This is a genomic window from Bacillus cereus (genome assembly GCF_007678085.1).
GTDB classification, from domain to species: domain Bacteria; phylum Bacillota; class Bacilli; order Bacillales; family Bacillaceae_G; genus Bacillus_A; species Bacillus_A cereus_BE.
Window position 1 is genome coordinate 83,838 of sequence record NZ_VEDW01000005.1, and the last position, 17,545, is coordinate 101,382.

Genomic DNA, 17,545 nt, shown 5'->3' on the forward strand with positions numbered 1-17,545 from the left:
AAAAATAAAAGCTAGCATATGTTAGCTTTTATTTTGTTATAGTAAATAAAAAGAAAAAATGGGGGATGTAAGAAATGAAAGTGTTGCATATGAATGCTGGTGCAGAAGAAGGTGGGGGGAAAACACATATTATTTCACTTTTATCTCAATTTTCAAAGGAAGAAGTGGAATTAATGGTATTTGAAGAAGGTGCGATTGCTAGAGAGGCGAGAAACCTTGGTATTCAAGTGCATGTTTTTTCCCAATCATCTCGGTACGACCTATCAATTCTTTCAAAAATAAAAGCATTTATTAATGAAAATCAATTTGACATTGTGCATACACATGGCGCACGAGCAAATTTCTATCTCTCCCTCTTGAAAAAAGGTATAAAAGCGAAATGGATAATGACTGTCCACAGTGATCCAACTTTGGATTTTATGAAGAGGGGATTAAAAGGATGGGTATTTACGAAGTTAAATTTACGTTCTTTCAAGAAGGTAGATTTATTCTTTGCAATTACGGAAAACTTTAAGAGAAACATAATAAAACTAGGTGTACCAGAAGAGAAGATTTGTACGGTTTATAATGGAATTGAGTATGATAATACTCCAGCAAAACCTTATGATAAGAGTGAATTTGGCATCGATGAAGGAGTATTTACAGCCGTTCAAGTAGCGCGTCTGCATCCTGTTAAAGGTCATGATATTTTATTTGAAGCGTTACAAAAAATTGAAATTCCAAATATAAAGGTGCTTTTGCTTGGTGATGGACCTATAGAAGCAGAATTAAAAGAGATGGTGAAACAAAAGGGCTTAGAGGATAAGGTGATGTTTCTAGGTTTTCGTACAGATTCAAAAGAATTGTATGCATCTGCACACATTAATTTGTTAACCTCTTATAGCGAAAGCTTCCCTCTTGTTTTATTAGAAGCGGCTAATCAACGCTTAACATCTATTGCAACAAATGTAGGTGATATGAAAAAGTTAATAGTTGATGATACGTATGGATGGATTGTACCGATTGGTGATGCAGATTCGTTAGCAAAAGCGTTAGAAAATGCTTATGAAAAATGGTTGAATGGTGAATTAGAAGCGATGGGAAATCGTTTATATAATCATGCATCTACTCATTTCTCGCTAAAGAATTTGTATGAAGATACTTATAATGCATATAAAAAACTTTTACTGAAATAGAGAGGATAGTTAATCATGGAAGTAAAAACGGTTGATATTCTAGGTGTTCCTTTTTCTACAATGACAATGGATGAAACGATCCAATATTTGAAGGGGCAACTAGAATTGGAGCGAACTCATACTTTTCAGGTAGTAACAGCGAATCCTGAAATTGTTATGTGTGCAAAAAAGGATGAAGCATTCCATAAAACATTATTAAATACAGATTTAATTACACCAGATGGTATTGGAGTTGTAAAAGCAAGTGGTATGTTAGGTACACCTGTAAAGGAACGTGTAGCAGGTTTTGATTTAATGTGTAATTTATTTGCGAAGCTATCAGAAGAGAATAAACCGGTATCTGTTTTCTTACTTGGTGCAAAACCGCATGTTGTACAAGCTGCAGCAGATCATTTAACGAAGACGTATTCAGCTGTATCTATTGTGGGTATACAAGATGGGTATTTTAAACAAGAAGAAGAAGAGAATATTGTTTCTCGTATTCAAGAAGCAAAACCAGATTTATTACTTGTCGCGCTTGGTTTCCCAAGACAAGAGAACTTTATCCAAACTAATAAGCATCGTTTAGAAACGAAGATGGCTGTTGGAGTGGGCGGAAGTTTAGACGTATGGGCTGGAGAGGTAAAACGTGCACCTAAATGGATTCAAGCGATTAACTTAGAGTGGTTTTATAGATTATGTAGTAACCCAACGCGCTGGCGTCGTCAGTTAGTATTAGCGGAATTTTTAAAAGAAGTAATGCGTTCGAAAAAGTAGCGGAATATCGCTACTTTTTTATTTGGCTATTTTTAATAAAGAGAGGTTTTGTTCATCTGCCACTGATTGTTAACCCTTATCAATCGTGCATTTATCGGCAGCTAATCTCTTTGCCCCAGCTGAATTTTGAGGCGGGAGGTTTACTGTCCTCAAATAGCGGGATAAGTATTTTACTTTTTGGGAATGATGAAGGAGAATTTTTACACGAAAGTATTTTACTTATACAATTCACACATGTAAAATGATGTGTAAAGACAGCTGTGTAAGGAGGACTTCATGTGGGCAAGGTGAAAGAAATTTCGAAGCGAAAGCTACTTGGTATAGCAGGGCTTGGATGGTTATTTGATGCAATGGATGTTGGAATGCTTTCATTTGTAATGGTAGCATTGCAAAAAGATTGGGGATTAAGTACGCAAGAAATGGGCTGGATAGGTAGCATTAATTCAATTGGTATGGCAGTCGGAGCGCTCGTTTTTGGAATACTATCAGATAAAATAGGACGGAAATCAGTCTTTATTATTACATTATTACTATTTTCTATCGGTAGTGGTTTAACTGCTTTAACGACGACACTTGCGATGTTCCTTGTGTTACGATTTTTAATTGGTATGGGTCTTGGCGGAGAGCTTCCAGTTGCTTCTACATTAGTATCAGAAAGTGTTGAAGCACATGAACGTGGCAAAACAGTTGTGCTATTAGAAAGCTTTTGGGCAGGTGGATGGCTAATTGCAGCTCTTATCTCGTATTTTGTTATTCCGAAATATGGTTGGGAAGTTGCAATGGTATTGAGCGCGGTTCCGGCACTATATGCTTTATATTTAAGATGGAATTTACCAGATTCTCCGAGATTCCAAAAGGTTGAAAAAAGGCCGTCCGTTATTGAAAATATAAAGTCAGTTTGGTCCGGGGAATATCGTAAGGCAACAATTATGTTATGGATTCTATGGTTTTGTGTTGTCTTTTCCTATTATGGAATGTTCCTTTGGTTACCTAGTGTAATGGTATTAAAAGGATTTAGTTTGATAAAAAGTTTCCAGTACGTACTCATTATGACATTAGCTCAATTGCCAGGGTATTTTACAGCTGCGTGGTTTATTGAACGTCTTGGTCGTAAATTTGTTTTAGTTACGTATTTAATTGGTACAGCGTGTAGTGCTTACTTGTTTGGAGTGGCAGAGTCATTAACGGTATTAATCGTAGCAGGTATGTTACTATCCTTCTTTAATTTAGGTGCTTGGGGTGCATTATACGCCTATACACCGGAACAGTATCCAACAGTTATTCGTGGTACAGGCGCAGGGATGGCAGCTGCATTCGGTCGTATTGGCGGTATTCTTGGGCCGTTATTAGTAGGATATTTAGTTGCTTCGCAGGCTTCATTATCACTAATATTTACGATTTTCTGTGGATCAATTTTAATTGGCGTAGTTGCTGTAATTGTACTTGGGCAAGAAACGAAGCAACGAGAATTAGTATAAAGGGACTGAGGGAACCGTAGTGGTTTCCTTTTTTCTGTTTTTTTAGATAAATAATGGTATAGTAAGAAAAAGGGAATGTTTCTTAGAAAAGCGAATGTATACAACAGGACATATGGACAAAAGAATTAGGTGGTTGAAGAAATGAAAATTTTACTGATTATGGAAGAAGTAGAAGAGAGAAGAAGTCTGGCTGAAAAATTTACTGAAAATATAAGAAATGTAGAATGTTTTGAAGCAAATACGGGAACAGAATCATTAATTATCATGAAAAAGCATACACCAGATTTTGTTTTCTTGAATTCAAAATTACTAGATGGAACCGGGTTTGAATATGCGAGTTTATTACGGGAAGTAAATTGCTATACGAAATTGATTTTTATGGGTGAAGATATAGAAGAGTCCATTACGGCATTTCGTTTTCAAGCATTCTATTATTTACTACGCCCATTTCGTGAGGAAGATTTGCAATTCCTTTTATATAGAATGGGTAAAGAGCAAGGCGAGAAAGCAAAGAGTTATTTGCGAAAACTACCGATAGAAGGGCAAGAGGGAATTCGGTATATTTTCCCTGAAGATATTGTATATGTAAGTAAAAATAAGGAAAACAAAACGGTTTCAATTTATACAACAAATAATCAGTATATTTCAACATATACACTTCAGGAGCTAGAAAATAAGCTAAATGCATATGATTTTTTACGCGTGCATAAAAGTTATTTAATTAATATGTCATATGTACAAGAATTAAAGCCTTATTATAATGGTACATATAATTTGTATTTAGATAAATATGATGAGCAACCGATTCCAGTTAGTCGTAATTATGTGAAACGACTTCGAAATAAGATTGAATTATAGTAGGTAATGCGAATTTTTTAACATGATAAACTAATAATCCTTCATGATAAGGAGGATTCAAATTAAATATTCAGAAAATTTAGTACAATCCCACTAAGCAATAGTATTGGGGGGATTGTATGTGAAAACATTGAAGTCGATTTTACTGTGGGGAGTTATTGCAGCTGTAGGCGCAGGTGCTTTTGGTGTAATAGCTTTATCACAAGGTGAAACTATTAATGCAGTGTGGCTCTTAGTGGCTGCGGTATGTGTGTATGCAGTTGCTTATCGCTTTTATAGTAGATTTATAGCGAGAAAGGTATTCGGTTTAGATAATAATAGGCAAACGCCGGCCCATACATTAAATGATGGAAAAGATTATGTTCCGACAAATAAGTGGGTATTATTTGGGCACCATTTTGCAGCAATTGCTGGAGCAGGACCTTTAGTAGGACCGATTTTGGCGGCGCAAATGGGATATTTACCTGGGACAATATGGATTATTGTTGGGGTGGTTGTCGCTGGAGCTGTACAAGATTTTGTAATTTTATTTGCTTCGATGAGACGGAATGGTAAATCTTTAGGAGAAATGATTAAAGATGAGATTGGTCCTGTTACAGGGCTTATTGCAATGATCGGTATTTTAGGCATTATGATTATTTTATTAGCGGTATTAGCATTAGTAGTAGTAAAGGCGCTTGTCGGAAGTCCTTGGGGAATGTTTACAATAGCAGCAACGATTCCTATTGCTATTTTAATGGGAGTATACATGCGCTACATTAGGCCTGGACGGGTTGGTGAAGGGTCAGCAATCGGAATTATTCTACTTATACTGTCTCTTATTGGAGGACAGTATGTAGCGGAAAATCCAACGCTTGCAAGCATGTTTACATTTAGCGGTGAAACAATTGCGATTATGCTTATTGTATATGGATTTATCGCATCGGCATTACCAGTTTGGATGCTTTTAGCACCACGTGATTATTTAAGCACATTTTTAAAAGTCGGAACAATTGTTGGATTAGCAATCGGTATTTTAATTGTAGCACCAGATTTACAAATGCCAGCAGTTTCGAAATTTATCGACGGAACAGGTCCGGTCTTCTCTGGAAACTTATTCCCGTTCTTATTTATTACAATTGCTTGTGGTGCGGTGTCTGGATTCCATGCTCTCGTTTCATCAGGCACGACGCCAAAGATGATTGAACAAGAGGGACACGCACAGCCAATAGGTTATGGAGCAATGTTAATGGAGTCATTTGTAGCGGCGATGGCGATGATTGCAGCTTGTGTATTAACACCGGGAACTTATTTTGCGATTAATAGTCCCGCAGCACTTATCGGTACGGATGTCTCGCAGGCAGCTCAAGTTATTTCTTCATGGGGATTTGCTATTACACCAAATGAACTAAAAGATCTCGCTGTAAACGTTGGAGAGCAAACGATTTTATCACGTACAGGTGGTGCCCCAACGTTAGCGATAGGGATGGCATATATTTTCTCACAAGTAATAGGCGGAACGGCGATGATGGCCTTTTGGTATCATTTTGCGATTCTCTTTGAAGCACTATTCATCTTAACAACGATTGATGCTGGAACGCGTGTAGGCCGATTTATGATTCAAGATATTTTAGGGCATGTATATAAGCCATTTGGGAAAACGGATTCTACATTCGCAAATGTAATAGCTACAACGTTATGTGTATTAGGATGGGGTTATTTCCTATACCAAGGGGTAGTAGATCCGCTTGGTGGAATTAATACATTATGGCCACTTTTCGGCATTGCAAACCAAATGTTAGCAGGTATTGCATTATTACTTGGAACGACAATTTTGTTCAAAATGGGGAAAAAGGCATATGTTTGGGTGACACTTATTCCAACTGTCGGATTGCTTATTGTAACGATGACGGCGGGTTATCAAAAGCTATTTCATGAAAACCCTAAAATAGGATTTCTATCCCACGCAAAGGTGTTTCAAGGGGCGTTAGATGAGGGGAAAGTGTTAGCACCAGCTAAAAATGTCGCTCAAATGAAACAAATTATTTTTAACGATTATATTGATGCAGCACTTTGCGGGATTTTTATGATAGTTGTAATTGCTGTATTAATTTCTGCAATTCGAATTTGGATTCAAGTATTAAGAAATAAGCCAATGCCGCTGAAAGAGGCACCATATATACCTAGAGATGAAAGTGAGTCGAGGAACTATGCTTAAAAGACTAAGACAAGTATGGGGACAAAGAAAACACTTTATTAGTTTACTCGTTGGGGTACCAAGCTATGAAACATATGTAGAGCATATGAAAAAGCATCATCCAGAAGAAGAAGTTGTATGTCAAAAACAGTTTTTTGCAGAAGCGCAAGAAGCTAGATTTAATGCAAAGGGTGGAAAGATATCACGGTGTTGTTAATGAAAAGGACGAATTTTCGTCCTTTTTTATTTGTTTTTTGCTGTTTCACGTGGAACAGCAAAAAATAAATAAAAAGCTTTGGGAATTATAGGTATCTCGTATACAATAAAATCAGGAAAGGGATAGATAGAAAAGTAGGGAGATTATTTTATGTTAAGGGACTTATTTGTAAACACAACAATTATTCTTTCCTTTATTTTTGTTGGAGGTCAGCTTTTAAGGGATAGGCCGTTAAAAGAAGAGTTTTCCCTTTGGCAGAAATGTGTAGTAGGTATGTTGACTGGAATATTAAGTGTACTGTTGATGCATTTTGGTGTACATATTGAAGATATTATGTTGGATCTACGTTATTTAGCTGTTATTTTGGCAATTATAATTGGAGGTCCGATAGCTAGTAGTATAACAGTTACTATTATATTAATTACCCGATTATTTTTTACTGAGTACTCTTTAGCCTCTAAATTGGCTTGTTATACAATTGTATTGATAGGTGTTGGAATTATTTTCATTTGGCGGATGAAAGCTTCTATATTTACAAGGTGGATCTGGTTTAATGTATATAGTTTATCTATTTTAGCAGTGCCACTTTCTATTTTATTTAAGGATATGTCTATTGTAGCATTGTATTTAGTTTGTAGTGGTGTTGCAGCATATATAACATTTATAAGCGCAAATTATGTATTGCAATCCAATGAGCTATTTCAAACGATGAAGCAATATGCAACGATAGATGCGCTGACAGGTTTAGGAAACGTAAGACAGTTTGATTTAGAGATGAATCGTCATATTGGTAATAAGCGTATGAAAAATGATTCACTTTGTTTACTACTTATAGATATTGATTACTTTAAGTGTGTAAATGATACGTATGGGCATCCCGCAGGAGACGAAGTGTTAAAACAAATAGGGAGTATTTTAAGAGAAATTTCAACGTTCCCAAATTTGGCCTTTCGAAAGGGTGGAGAGGAGTTTGCACTTTTGATACCGAAGAAGGGATTAACTTATGGGATGAGTATGGGAGAACAAGTCCGTACAGTTGTTGAGAACCATCCATTCCAATTGTTAAATGGCACAAAAATAAAAATTACAGTTTCAGTAGGTATTTCAGTGTATGAAGAATCAGCAGAGCAATTTATTCAAGCTGCTGATGATGCATTATATTACTCCAAAAGAAATGGTAGAAATCAGGTTAGTTCTGCATCTTAAACATAAGATGACCAGAAGAGCTTATAAAAAACACCCACAGAGAGGGAACATATACACTCTGTGGGTGTTTTCATTTATAGGTTAGACAAGTTCTTTTGATACAACGAATTTACGATATGCACCGTGATGTGTTGGGCCTACGTATTCGTTGATTTTGAATGAATAACGGATAGCAGCTGTGATAAATTCTTTAGCAGTTTTTACTGCTTCTTTCACAGGCTTTCCTTTTGCAAGTTCTGCTGTAATTGCAGCAGAATATGTACAACCTGCGCCATGTGTATTTGTCGTATCGATTTTTTCTGATTCTAGAAGATCAAATGTTTCTCCATCATATAGGACGTCGATTGCAGTTTCCGTACCAAGCTTGCTACCACCTTTAATTAGGACGTATTTAGCACCTAAAGCGTGGATTTTTTTTGCTGCTTCTTTCATGTCTTCAAGGGAATTAATCTTTACACCACTTAATTGGTAAGCTTCAAATAAGTTTGGTGTTACAACTAATGCCTTTGGAACAAGAACGTCACGTAAGCAATCGTTTGTTTCGGGGTGTAATGCTTCATCAGCACCTTTACATACCATAACAGGGTCAACTACTACATTTTTGAAATTATGTTTTTCGATTGTTTCTGCAACCATTTCGATAATTTCTACTGATCCAAGCATACCTGTTTTTAAAGCGTCTACGCCAACACCTTCAATTGTCGTTTCTAATTGTGGTTTTAATGTAGAAGCTGGGATTGGGAATACGTTATGTGCCCAACCGTTATGTGGATCCATCGTTACGATTGTCGTAAGAGATGTCATTCCGTATACACCAAGTTCTTGGAATGTTTTTAAATCTGCTTGTATACCAGCACCGCCACTTGTGTCAGAACCAGCGATAGTAAGTGCTTTATTTAATGTCATTATGAAAGCCCCCTCAAGTGATATAATGAAAACTATGTTTTCACCATTATATCAATGTTACGAATAAGTACAAAGTGAAAAGTAGATGATTTATTTTAGGAGCTATTTAAAATCTTGTATGTAGGAGACGAATTATGTTTCAAGAGAATCGTACAAATGAATTAGTTATATTAAAAGAGATTGCAGAGACGTTGAATACCTCAAATGATACATATCATGTGCTGCAAGCTGTGTTGGAAAAACTATTGAATGTAACAGGTTTAACGACAGGATGGATATTTCTTGCGGATGAAAATGGTAGATATACAAAATTAATTGATTATCAATTACCAGAGGGATTAAGATTTGAAAATAAACGACCGATGTGTGAGGGGAATTGTTGGTGTTTACACCGATTTGTGGAAGGGAAACTAGAGAGAGCTGTTAATATTATTGAATGTAAGAGAATTAATAATGCGATTGAATATAACTGGGGAGATACAGAAGGGATTGTGCATCATGCCACGGTACCGCTAAAAGCAGGGGGAGATGAATTTGGCGTATTAAATGTGGCTAGCCCAGGTAAAACGCATTTTTCTGAAGAAGAATTAGTGCTATTACAATCAGTTGCTTTCCAAATTGGAACAGCATTAAAACGTACAAAATTGTATGAAAATGAAAAGAGAAGGGCTCATTATTATGTAAAGTTAGACCGCTTTATTCAAGCTTTAAGGACGATTCATAAATTTAATGCATTGCCTGAGGAAATTGTAAAGCAAATAGGGAAGTTATTTCTATGGGAGCAAGTTGTATTCTTTATTAGAGAAGAAAATGAACTTACTGTAAGAGCTTCGTATAAAGTGGATGAGTTGCAAGAGGATTTGAAGTCAGCAGCACAGGAAGCATTGGAAAAAGAAGAACCTGTTTTGTTAAAGAGTCAGGTTGGGAATATCGTACATCCTAATCGTGCAGTTATTGCTATTCCCGTACATATTCAAGATCATATATTTGGTGTATTAAGTGTAAGTTCGAATAGTGGAGAATTTGATATAAATACGATAGATGTAGTACAGGCGTTAGCAAACCATATATCGTTAATGATAGAGAACTTAAGGTTAAATGAAAAGCGCCGAGAACTTGTACGAATGGAAGAACGTAATCGTTTAGCTAGAGACTTGCATGATTCTGTTTCACAAAAGTTGTTTTCATTAACTTTTATGACGAAAGGTGCCGAAGCTGTCTTAAAGGGGAAAAGTGAAAGGGTAGATCAGTCTTTGTATGAGATACGTGAGTTATCGCAAGGTGCTTTAAAAGAAATGAGGACGTTAATTTGGCAACTACGTCCAGCAGGATTAGAGAAAGGACTATTACCAGCTTTAAAACAATATGGTGAAAGTTTAGGATTGAAAATTCGGGAACAAGTTACAGGTGTTCGTGATTTGCCGCGCGTAGTAGAGGAAGCGCTATGGCGAATTGGACAAGAAGCTTTAAATAACGTAAGTAAACATGCGAATGTCAGAGAAGCGGCGATTTATTTCAAAGTGACGGAGAAGAATGTATCATTAGAAATAGTCGATCAAGGAAACGGCTTTGTAGAAAAGAATATAAAAGAGAAGAAATCACTCGGTATGACTACGATGCGTGAAAGAGTAGAATTAGTTGGTGGAACAATTAAAATTGTAAGTGATAAGAAAAGAACAAGTGTAAAGGTAAACGTACCATTATGATGTGAAAATGAGGGAAGTTTGTGAAAATAAAAGTATTGTTAGTCGATGATCATACAGTCGTTTTAAAAGGATTAGCATTTTTCTTAAGTACACAGGAAGATTTAGAGTTAGTTGGAGAAGCAAATAATGGGAAAGAAGCGTTAGTGAAAGTAGGGGAGACAAATCCTGATGTGGTACTAATGGATTTATATATGCCCGAAATGGATGGTGTCGAGGCGACGGCGTGCATCAAAAAAGAATATCCAAATGTGAAAGTAATTGTATTAACTAGTTTTTCTGATCAGGCGCATGTCTTACCGGCGTTAAGGGCGGGGGCAAGCGGCTATATTTTAAAAGATGTAGAACCGGATCAACTTGTTGAAGCGATTCGAAGCGCATATAAAGGTAATATTCAATTACATCCGGATATAGCAAATGCTCTTCTCTCTCAAACACTACCCGTGGAAGAAAAGGAAGAAGAACCTTCTATTCAAGTTGATGTGCTAACGGCGAGAGAAAATGAAGTGTTGCAGCTATTAGCGAAAGGGATGAGTAATAAGGAAATTGCATCTGTTTTAGTTATTACAGAAAAAACGGTAAAAGCTCATGTAAGTAGTATTTTGAGTAAGTTGAATTTATCTGATCGTACGCAAGCGGCATTATATGCAGTAAAAAATGGAATTGTATAAGACAAAAGTCGTAAGACCTAGTTCGCCTTTAGAAGGTGGACTTTTTTTATGGAAAAATACGTCTATGTGAGGACGAAATTACCTTGATATAAAGATAAAATATGTTTGTAAGCAACAAAACAACAATTACAAGGGATACCTTTTTGAAAGCATAAAACAACATAAGAGTGAGTATTAGGAGGAAAAATAATGACAACAGTTTTATTCGTAAAAGCAAACAATCGTCCAGCAGAACAAGCAGTTAGTGTGAAATTATACGAGGCATTTTTAGCAAACTATAAAGAAGCACATCCAAATGATACAGTAGTAGAACTTGATTTATATAAAGAAGAATTACCATATGTAGGCGTAGATATGATTAATGGTACATTCAAAGCAGGTAAAGGATTTGATTTAACGGAAGAGGAAGCAAAAGCAGTAGCAGTTGCGGATAAGTATTTAAATCAATTTTTAGAAGCTGATAAAGTCGTTTTCGGTTTCCCATTATGGAACTTAACGATCCCAGCAGTGCTGCACACATATATCGATTATTTAAACCGTGCTGGCAAAACGTTTAAATATACGCCAGAAGGTCCAGTTGGTCTAATTGGAGATAAGAAGATTGCATTATTAAACGCGCGTGGCGGCGTATATTCTGAAGGTCCAGCAGCCGAAGTAGAAATGGCTGTTAAATATGTAGCAAGCATGATGGGCTTCTTCGGTGCAACAAATATGGAAACAGTAGTTATTGAAGGCCATAATCAATTCCCAGATAAAGCAGAAGAAATCATTACAGCGGGTCTTGAAGAAGCAGCTAAAGTAGCAAGCAAATTTTAATTAAAGATAGAATCGTCACTCGAAAAAAGCAGCATTAACAGGCAAATGTTAATGCTGCTTTTTTATATTTTAAGTTCGTCAGCCAGTTTTTTCAATTGGATTCGATCTTGTATGTAATAGGTTCTTCCGTCTTTTTTTAAGTAATTTTGCTGGCAAAACTGGTTTAATACATATAAAAGATGACGGTAGCTGACATTTAAGTATTCTGAAGCCTCAGTATGTTTTTCTGTATAACTGTTATTTTGTTCCGTTAATAGAATAAAAGCTGCTAATCGATTTTCGAACGGATAGCTATTGTTTTTGGCGTAACTTTCTGTTCGGGTAATTGTTTTTTCACCGATAAATTTGCATAGTTTCTGTAGAAAGATAGCATCTTGCAATAAAAGATGCTGACAATCTTTAAGAGGAAGCGCTAAGCATATACAATCTTCAATTACTTCCACCGTTTTCGTAACGGATTCTACGCCAATTAACCCTAACTCCCCAATGAACGAAGGTGCTTGAATAAAGTTAATTAAGGAGACCTTCCCGTTTTTGTGACTCATATATATTTTCGCTTTCCCGGAAATTAAGTAATAAAGATAAGGAACATCAACGCCTTCATTACATATCCTTTCTTTCTTTTGAAAGGAATGTAGTTCAGCATACGGTAAGACATCAAAAGAAAAAAGAGTATGGAAGTTGTAAATTTGCATGTAATGAGAGATTTCTTCGCTATTATTGCTGACTTTCATATTTTCACCTCATGCCTTAGTATGAGATATCTCCTATTATTTTTACAAGAAGGAATGATACGATTTAAGTAAATTTATTTTTGTAGAAAAGAGAGTGTGAAGGGCTTATGAAAAAATATAAAACATTGCTATTTGATGTAGATGATACATTGTTAGATTTTCAGAAGGCGGAGAAAATGGCGTTACGTATGCTTTTTGAAGAGAAAGGGATCCCTCTAACTAGCGAGGTTGAAGGGCGGTATAAAAAAATTAATAAAAGGCTTTGGGATGCTTTTGAAGAAGGTGAAATAAACCGTGATGAAGTTGTAAGTACAAGGTTTTCGATTTTGTTTAAAGAATACGGGGAAGAGGTAGATGGGATATTATTCGAAAATAATTATCGTAGCTACTTAGAAGAAGGAGACCAACTTATCCAAGGTGCGTTTGAATTTATAAATCAAATTCAAAGTGAGTATGATTTATATATAGTGACAAATGGTATTTCTAAGACGCAAGATAAACGTTTACGTAATGCAGGCTTACATGCCTTGTTTAAAGATATTTTCGTTTCTGAAGATACGGGATTCCAAAAGCCGATGAAAGAGTATTTTGATTATGTTTTTGAACGAATTCCTAATTTTTCCCCTGAAGAAGGGCTCATTATTGGGGATTCGTTAAGTGCTGATATTAAAGGTGGATATGTAGCGGGACTTGATACTTGTTGGTTTAATCCAGAAAAGAAATCAAATGATAGTGAGATTGTGCCAACATATGAAGTTCAAAATTTTGAAGAGTTATACGCACTATTGAAGCAACGTGTGTAATAAAAATAGGCAGTGGAACTTTTGTCCCTACTGCCTATTTTTATTCGTTTGTAGCTTCGTTGTTTTTAGGAAGTGGAAATGCATTACCAATTGCGGCCGCTCCAAGCATCGGTAATAGTAAATTGAGCGGGAAAAACATGAGTAATAGTAATGTTATAGCAATTGGTTTTCTTAATGCATAGCTTGAAATTGCTGTTGTGACGATGGCTACTGAAGCGATTGGATCTATCGGGATAATGGAAGCTATAGCATATCCGATACTAGATCCAGCAAATATAATTGGAAAAATATGTCCGCCGCGCCAACCTGTATTTAAACAAACGGCAGTAATACATAATTTTAAAACACCTGAAAGAAGTAGTACCCAGAAGGATAAATGGCTCCATTCAACGACTAAATCTTTTAATTGGTGTTCTCCTGAGAATAACGTGTACGGGAGAAAAGTTCCTGTAATTCCTAATAAAATACCACCGATAGTTCCAAGTGATAGTTTGTATTCTTTTAAGGGATGGATTAATTTCTCTAATGTGAATTCTAATTTGAAATAAAAGAAGCCAACTATAGCACCAATACTAGCAAGTGGTAGAAAGGCAATCCATTCATTAAGAGAAAGGGAACCTTCCCCAAAATCAACGATAAAGGATCCTCGATTATCGAATTTACTAAGCAATAAATAAACGGAAAAACCAGCGAAAGTGGTAGCTAAATATACAATTGCTTTTTTTCCTTTAGAAAATTCGTTAATTTGCTCACTCTCATTTTCATTTGGAGCTAAATAACCGAATAATGGTGCGTTAAAAATTACACTTAAAGTAGCACCAATTCCAACCTCTGTTAGTTCGTTCATTCCTTTTAAGGCGAATGTAAAGCGATCCCCTACCCATGTACAAAGTCCACCGATAATTCCAACAAGTGCTGCTTCGGGACCTAAGCTAGCACCAAATATTAAAACGATAATTGCAGTTAAAGTAGCTTTATGTACAAAACGGTATTCAATTCTACCTGTTTTTTTATATTCACCCAATACTTCCGGCATAAGACGTGGATATGTGCCGAAGTATTTTTGGGTTAAACCAACGAGAATACCACCGATAGTTGTTACACAAATAGTGTAATACGGGGGAGAAGAGAAGATTGTAGGTAAGTATCCCCAAATAAAGTGAATGCCGATATTTATTGTAACTAAAAATAGCCAGACTGTTGCTCCTACTATAGAGCCTAAAAGAATGCCGTATAGGACGAGCATATAGTGCATGTCCTTTGTGTTTGTCATGTTATACCTCCGTTATGTAAGTTGTAATGTTAAAAGGATTAAATATGCTACTTTGGAATGAATATGTATAGTATCTTTTTGAGAGGTTGGCTTATTCAATATATTGAGGTCTCGTGAGAATTTGAAATGTATATAGTTACACTACTTATTTAATTCTATATAGTAATCAGGGGTTTTAAAAGGTCTTTTTTAAATGAATATGGAATATATTTCTTTTGTTATGCATGTCAAATTCTTTGTGGTTAATTTAGAACATTCAGAAAAACAGATTGACATTAGGAAATTATTGCTATAAAATCAACGGTAATTGCATAGTCTTATCAAGAAAAGGTGGAGGGACAGGCCCGGCGAAACCTTGGCAACAGCCGTATAACGGAATTGTGCCAAATCCTGCAGGTAATAAATCCTGAGAGATAAGAAAGAGCCTTTAGAGCGTGTTTTCAAACTGCTCCTTTCTTGTTTTCAGGAAAGGAGCAGTTTTTTTATTTTGTATAAAAGAAAGGAGAATGAGAGATGGGAGAATCATGGGGAAAAGGAACAATTTGTGTGCAAGGTGGCTATACACCAAAGAATGGTGAACCGCGTGTTTTGCCACTTTATCAAAGTACAACGTATAAATATGATACTTCGGATGATTTAGCAGCGCTATTTAATTTAGAGGCAGAAGGATATATATATACGCGTATTGGAAATCCTACTTTAGCTGCATTTGAGCAAAAATTAGCGGATTTAGAGGGTGGTGTAGGAGCTGTTGCAACGGCTTCCGGGCAGGCTGCTATTATGCTTGCTGTTTTAAATATTTGTAGTAGTGGAGACCACTTGCTTTGTTCTTCCACAGTTTACGGTGGAACGTTTAATTTATTTGGGGTGAGCTTACGTAAGCTTGGTATTGATGTTACATTCTTTAATCCGAATTTAACTGCTGATGAAATTGTGGCCCTTGCTAATGACAAGACGAAACTCGTTTATGCGGAATCGCTAGGAAATCCAGCGATGAACGTTTTAAATTTCAAAGAGTTTTCAGATGCAGCGAAAGAGCTAGAAGTACCTTTTATCGTGGATAATACATTAGCAACTCCTTATTTATGCCAAGCATTTGAACACGGAGCAAATATTATCGTTCATTCTACGACGAAATATATTGATGGTCATGCAAGCTCCTTGGGCGGCATTGTCATTGACGGAGGGAACTTCGATTGGAAAAATGGGAAATATCCTGAACTTGTTGAACCGGATCCAAGTTATCACGGCGTAAGTTACATTCAAAATTTTGGTGCAGCAGCTTACATTGTGAAGGCGCGTGTTCAATTATTAAGAGACTATGGAAACTGTATGAGCCCATTCAATGCGTATATTAGTAATATCGGCTTAGAAACGCTGCATTTGAGAATGGAGCGTCATAGTGAAAATGCTCTCGCAGTTGCTAAGTGGCTTGCTAACCATGAACGTATTGAATGGGTGAATTATCCGGGACTAGATAGTAATGAAAATTACTCGTTAGCACAAAAGTATTTGAAAAAAGGTGCTAGTGGTGTTTTAACATTCGGCATTAAGGGAGGATTAGAAGCGGCGAAAGAATTTATCGCAAATGTAAAACTAGCAACTCTCGTAACGCATGTAGCGGATGCACGAACTTGCGTTATACATCCTGCTAGCACGACGCATAGACAATTAAATGCTGAAGATCAGCGTTTAGCTGGCGTCACATCAGATTTAATTCGTTTATCGGTCGGTATAGAAGATGTTTCTGATATTATTGCAGATTTAGAAGCAGCTTTAGTCGGAGGCAAACAACATGCCGATCATAATTGATAAAGATTTACCAGCTCGCAAAGTGTTGCAGGAGGAAAATATCTTTGTAATGACGAAGGAGCGAGCAGAAACACAAGATATCCGGGCATTGAAGATTGCTATATTAAATTTAATGCCTACAAAGCAAGAAACAGAAGCGCAATTACTTCGTTTAATTGGCAATACACCGTTGCAATTAGATGTTCATTTACTTCATATGGAATCACATTTGTCTCGTAATGTAGCACAGGAACATTTAACGAGTTTCTATAAAACATTCCGTGATATTGAGAATGAGAAATTTGATGGGCTTATTATTACAGGAGCTCCAGTAGAGACCCTTTCTTTTGAAGAGGTAGATTATTGGGAAGAGCTTAAACGTATTATGGAGTATTCAAAAAAGAATGTAACATCTACACTTCATATTTGCTGGGGGGCACAGGCTGGTCTGTATCATCATTATGGTGTTCCAAAGTATCCTCTTAAGGAAAAAATGTTCGGTGTATTTGAACATGAAGTCCGTGAGCAACATGTGAAACTGTTACAGGGCTTTGATGAGTTATTTTTTGCTCCGCATTCTCGTCATACAGAAGTACGAGAGAGTGATATTAGAGGGGTGAAAGAATTAACATTATTAGCAAACTCTGAGGAAGCGGGTGTTCACCTTGTTATTGGGCAAGAAGGAAGGCAAGTGTTTGCGCTCGGGCATAGTGAATATAGTTGTGATACGTTAAAGCAAGAATACGAACGGGACCGCCAAAAAGGGTTAAATATTGATGTTCCAAAAAATTATTTTAAGCATAATAATCCAAGTGAGAAACCACTTGTAAGGTGGAGGAGCCATGGGAATCTATTATTCTCTAATTGGCTGAATTATTACGTGTATCAAGAAACCCCTTATGTATTATAAAAAAAGATTGTGTCACACGTGGCAACGTTTTCTTTGTAAAGATTAACCTATATTTTTCCGAATGTTCAAAAA

16 protein-coding genes and 1 riboswitch are annotated in these 17,545 nt (G+C 36.3%); of the genes, 13 read left to right on the forward strand and 3 right to left on the reverse strand.

Annotated elements, in window-relative coordinates; all coding sequences use genetic code 11:
• The first annotated feature begins 74 nt into the window (after window positions 1–74).
• From FS742_RS20810 to FS742_RS20845, 7 genes are all read left to right on the forward strand, one after another.
• Window positions 75–1,175, forward strand: coding sequence for a glycosyltransferase family 4 protein (locus tag FS742_RS20810; protein ID WP_144614798.1), 1,101 nt, complete (start codon window positions 75–77; stop codon window positions 1,173–1,175).
• A 15-nt stretch (window positions 1,176–1,190) separates the two neighbouring features.
• Window positions 1,191–1,931 (forward strand): WecB/TagA/CpsF family glycosyltransferase, encoded by a 741-nt coding sequence (locus FS742_RS20815; RefSeq protein ID WP_144614799.1) that lies wholly within the window; start codon window positions 1,191–1,193, stop codon window positions 1,929–1,931.
• Between the two features lie 278 nt (window positions 1,932–2,209).
• Entirely contained in the window at window positions 2,210–3,409 is a 1,200-nt protein-coding gene (locus tag FS742_RS20825; protein ID WP_144614801.1) for an MFS transporter, read from the forward strand.
• Window positions 3,410–3,550: 141 nt separating this feature from the next.
• The gene (locus FS742_RS20830; RefSeq protein WP_144614803.1) at window positions 3,551–4,267 is read left to right on the forward strand and encodes a LytR/AlgR family response regulator transcription factor; all 717 of its coding nucleotides are present in this window, start codon (window positions 3,551–3,553) and stop codon (window positions 4,265–4,267) included.
• A gap of 121 nt (window positions 4,268–4,388) precedes the next feature.
• Entirely contained in the window at window positions 4,389–6,464 is a 2,076-nt protein-coding gene (cstA, locus tag FS742_RS20835) for a carbon starvation protein CstA (protein ID WP_144614805.1), read from the forward strand.
• Window positions 6,457–6,660, forward strand: coding sequence for a YbdD/YjiX family protein (locus FS742_RS20840; RefSeq protein WP_000919824.1), 204 nt, complete (start codon window positions 6,457–6,459; stop codon window positions 6,658–6,660). The genes cstA and FS742_RS20840 overlap by 8 nt, the downstream gene beginning before the upstream one ends.
• 150 nt (window positions 6,661–6,810) lie before the next feature.
• Window positions 6,811–7,866, forward strand: coding sequence for a GGDEF domain-containing protein (locus FS742_RS20845; RefSeq protein ID WP_144614807.1), 1,056 nt, complete (start codon window positions 6,811–6,813; stop codon window positions 7,864–7,866).
• An 81-nt stretch (window positions 7,867–7,947) separates the two neighbouring features.
• On the opposite strand, the gene pdxK is transcribed toward FS742_RS20845, so the two are convergent.
• Complete coding sequence (gene pdxK / locus FS742_RS20850; RefSeq protein ID WP_000174252.1) at window positions 7,948–8,772, reverse strand: pyridoxine/pyridoxal/pyridoxamine kinase; 825 nt, start codon at window positions 8,770–8,772, stop codon at window positions 7,948–7,950.
• A 134-nt stretch (window positions 8,773–8,906) separates the two neighbouring features.
• Between pdxK and FS742_RS20855 the strand changes: the two genes are divergently transcribed.
• The 3 genes from FS742_RS20855 to FS742_RS20865 all read left to right on the forward strand — a co-directional run bounded on the left by FS742_RS20855 (window position 8,907) and on the right by FS742_RS20865 (window position 11,962).
• Window positions 8,907–10,478, forward strand: coding sequence for a GAF domain-containing sensor histidine kinase (locus FS742_RS20855; RefSeq protein WP_144614809.1), 1,572 nt, complete (start codon window positions 8,907–8,909; stop codon window positions 10,476–10,478).
• 20 nt (window positions 10,479–10,498) lie between these two features.
• Window positions 10,499–11,146 (forward strand): response regulator, encoded by a 648-nt coding sequence (locus tag FS742_RS20860; protein ID WP_000695804.1) that lies wholly within the window; start codon window positions 10,499–10,501, stop codon window positions 11,144–11,146.
• A 189-nt stretch (window positions 11,147–11,335) separates the two neighbouring features.
• On the forward strand, window positions 11,336–11,962 hold the full coding sequence (locus FS742_RS20865) for an FMN-dependent NADH-azoreductase (RefSeq protein ID WP_063223945.1): 627 nt from the start codon (window positions 11,336–11,338) through the stop codon (window positions 11,960–11,962).
• A gap of 62 nt (window positions 11,963–12,024) precedes the next feature.
• Here FS742_RS20865 and FS742_RS20870 read toward each other — a convergent pair whose 3' ends face one another.
• On the reverse strand, window positions 12,025–12,696 hold the full coding sequence (locus FS742_RS20870) for a transcriptional regulator YeiL (RefSeq protein ID WP_144614811.1): 672 nt from the start codon (window positions 12,694–12,696) through the stop codon (window positions 12,025–12,027).
• A 107-nt stretch (window positions 12,697–12,803) separates the two neighbouring features.
• On the opposite strand from FS742_RS20870, the gene FS742_RS20875 reads away from it, so the two are divergent.
• The gene (locus FS742_RS20875) at window positions 12,804–13,499 is read left to right on the forward strand and encodes a YjjG family noncanonical pyrimidine nucleotidase (protein ID WP_144614813.1); all 696 of its coding nucleotides are present in this window, start codon (window positions 12,804–12,806) and stop codon (window positions 13,497–13,499) included.
• Window positions 13,500–13,539: 40 nt separating this feature from the next.
• On the opposite strand, the gene FS742_RS20880 is transcribed toward FS742_RS20875, so the two are convergent.
• Entirely contained in the window at window positions 13,540–14,772 is a 1,233-nt protein-coding gene (locus FS742_RS20880) for a chloride channel protein (RefSeq protein ID WP_144614815.1), read from the reverse strand.
• 314 nt (window positions 14,773–15,086) lie between these two features.
• A riboswitch (SAM riboswitch) is annotated at window positions 15,087–15,192 on the forward strand.
• Window positions 15,193–15,285: 93 nt separating this feature from the next.
• On the opposite strand from FS742_RS20880, the gene FS742_RS20885 reads away from it, so the two are divergent.
• Window positions 15,286–16,584 carry a bifunctional O-acetylhomoserine aminocarboxypropyltransferase/cysteine synthase gene (locus FS742_RS20885; RefSeq protein WP_144614817.1) on the forward strand — a complete coding sequence of 433 codons (1,299 nt, stop codon included), beginning with the start codon at window positions 15,286–15,288 and terminating at the stop codon, window positions 16,582–16,584.
• The gene (gene metA, locus FS742_RS20890; RefSeq protein WP_144614819.1) at window positions 16,568–17,473 is read left to right on the forward strand and encodes a homoserine O-acetyltransferase MetA; all 906 of its coding nucleotides are present in this window, start codon (window positions 16,568–16,570) and stop codon (window positions 17,471–17,473) included. Before FS742_RS20885 ends, metA begins: the two co-directional genes overlap by 17 nt.
• Window positions 17,474–17,545 lie beyond the last annotated feature (72 nt).

Bases quoted from the DNA above. Each gene is read 5' to 3' on its own strand.
- FS742_RS20875 (WP_144614813.1), top strand. From the start codon at position 12,804: ATGAAAAAATATAAAACATTGCTATTTGATGTAGATGATACATTGTTA.
- metA (WP_144614819.1), top strand. From the start codon at position 16,568: ATGCCGATCATAATTGATAAAGATTTACCAGCTCGCAAAGTGTTGCAG.
- FS742_RS20870 (WP_144614811.1), bottom strand. From the start codon at position 12,696: ATGAAAGTCAGCAATAATAGCGAAGAAATCTCTCATTACATGCAAATT.
- FS742_RS20840 (WP_000919824.1), top strand. From the start codon at position 6,457: ATGCTTAAAAGACTAAGACAAGTATGGGGACAAAGAAAACACTTTATT.
- FS742_RS20865 (WP_063223945.1), top strand. From the start codon at position 11,336: ATGACAACAGTTTTATTCGTAAAAGCAAACAATCGTCCAGCAGAACAA.
- FS742_RS20845 (WP_144614807.1), top strand. From the start codon at position 6,811: ATGTTAAGGGACTTATTTGTAAACACAACAATTATTCTTTCCTTTATT.
- FS742_RS20810 (WP_144614798.1), top strand. From the start codon at position 75: ATGAAAGTGTTGCATATGAATGCTGGTGCAGAAGAAGGTGGGGGGAAA.
- pdxK (WP_000174252.1), bottom strand. From the start codon at position 8,772: ATGACATTAAATAAAGCACTTACTATCGCTGGTTCTGACACAAGTGGC.
- FS742_RS20815 (WP_144614799.1), top strand. From the start codon at position 1,191: ATGGAAGTAAAAACGGTTGATATTCTAGGTGTTCCTTTTTCTACAATG.
- FS742_RS20830 (WP_144614803.1), top strand. From the start codon at position 3,551: ATGAAAATTTTACTGATTATGGAAGAAGTAGAAGAGAGAAGAAGTCTG.
- FS742_RS20855 (WP_144614809.1), top strand. From the start codon at position 8,907: ATGTTTCAAGAGAATCGTACAAATGAATTAGTTATATTAAAAGAGATT.
- FS742_RS20880 (WP_144614815.1), bottom strand. From the start codon at position 14,772: ATGACAAACACAAAGGACATGCACTATATGCTCGTCCTATACGGCATT.
- FS742_RS20885 (WP_144614817.1), top strand. From the start codon at position 15,286: ATGGGAGAATCATGGGGAAAAGGAACAATTTGTGTGCAAGGTGGCTAT.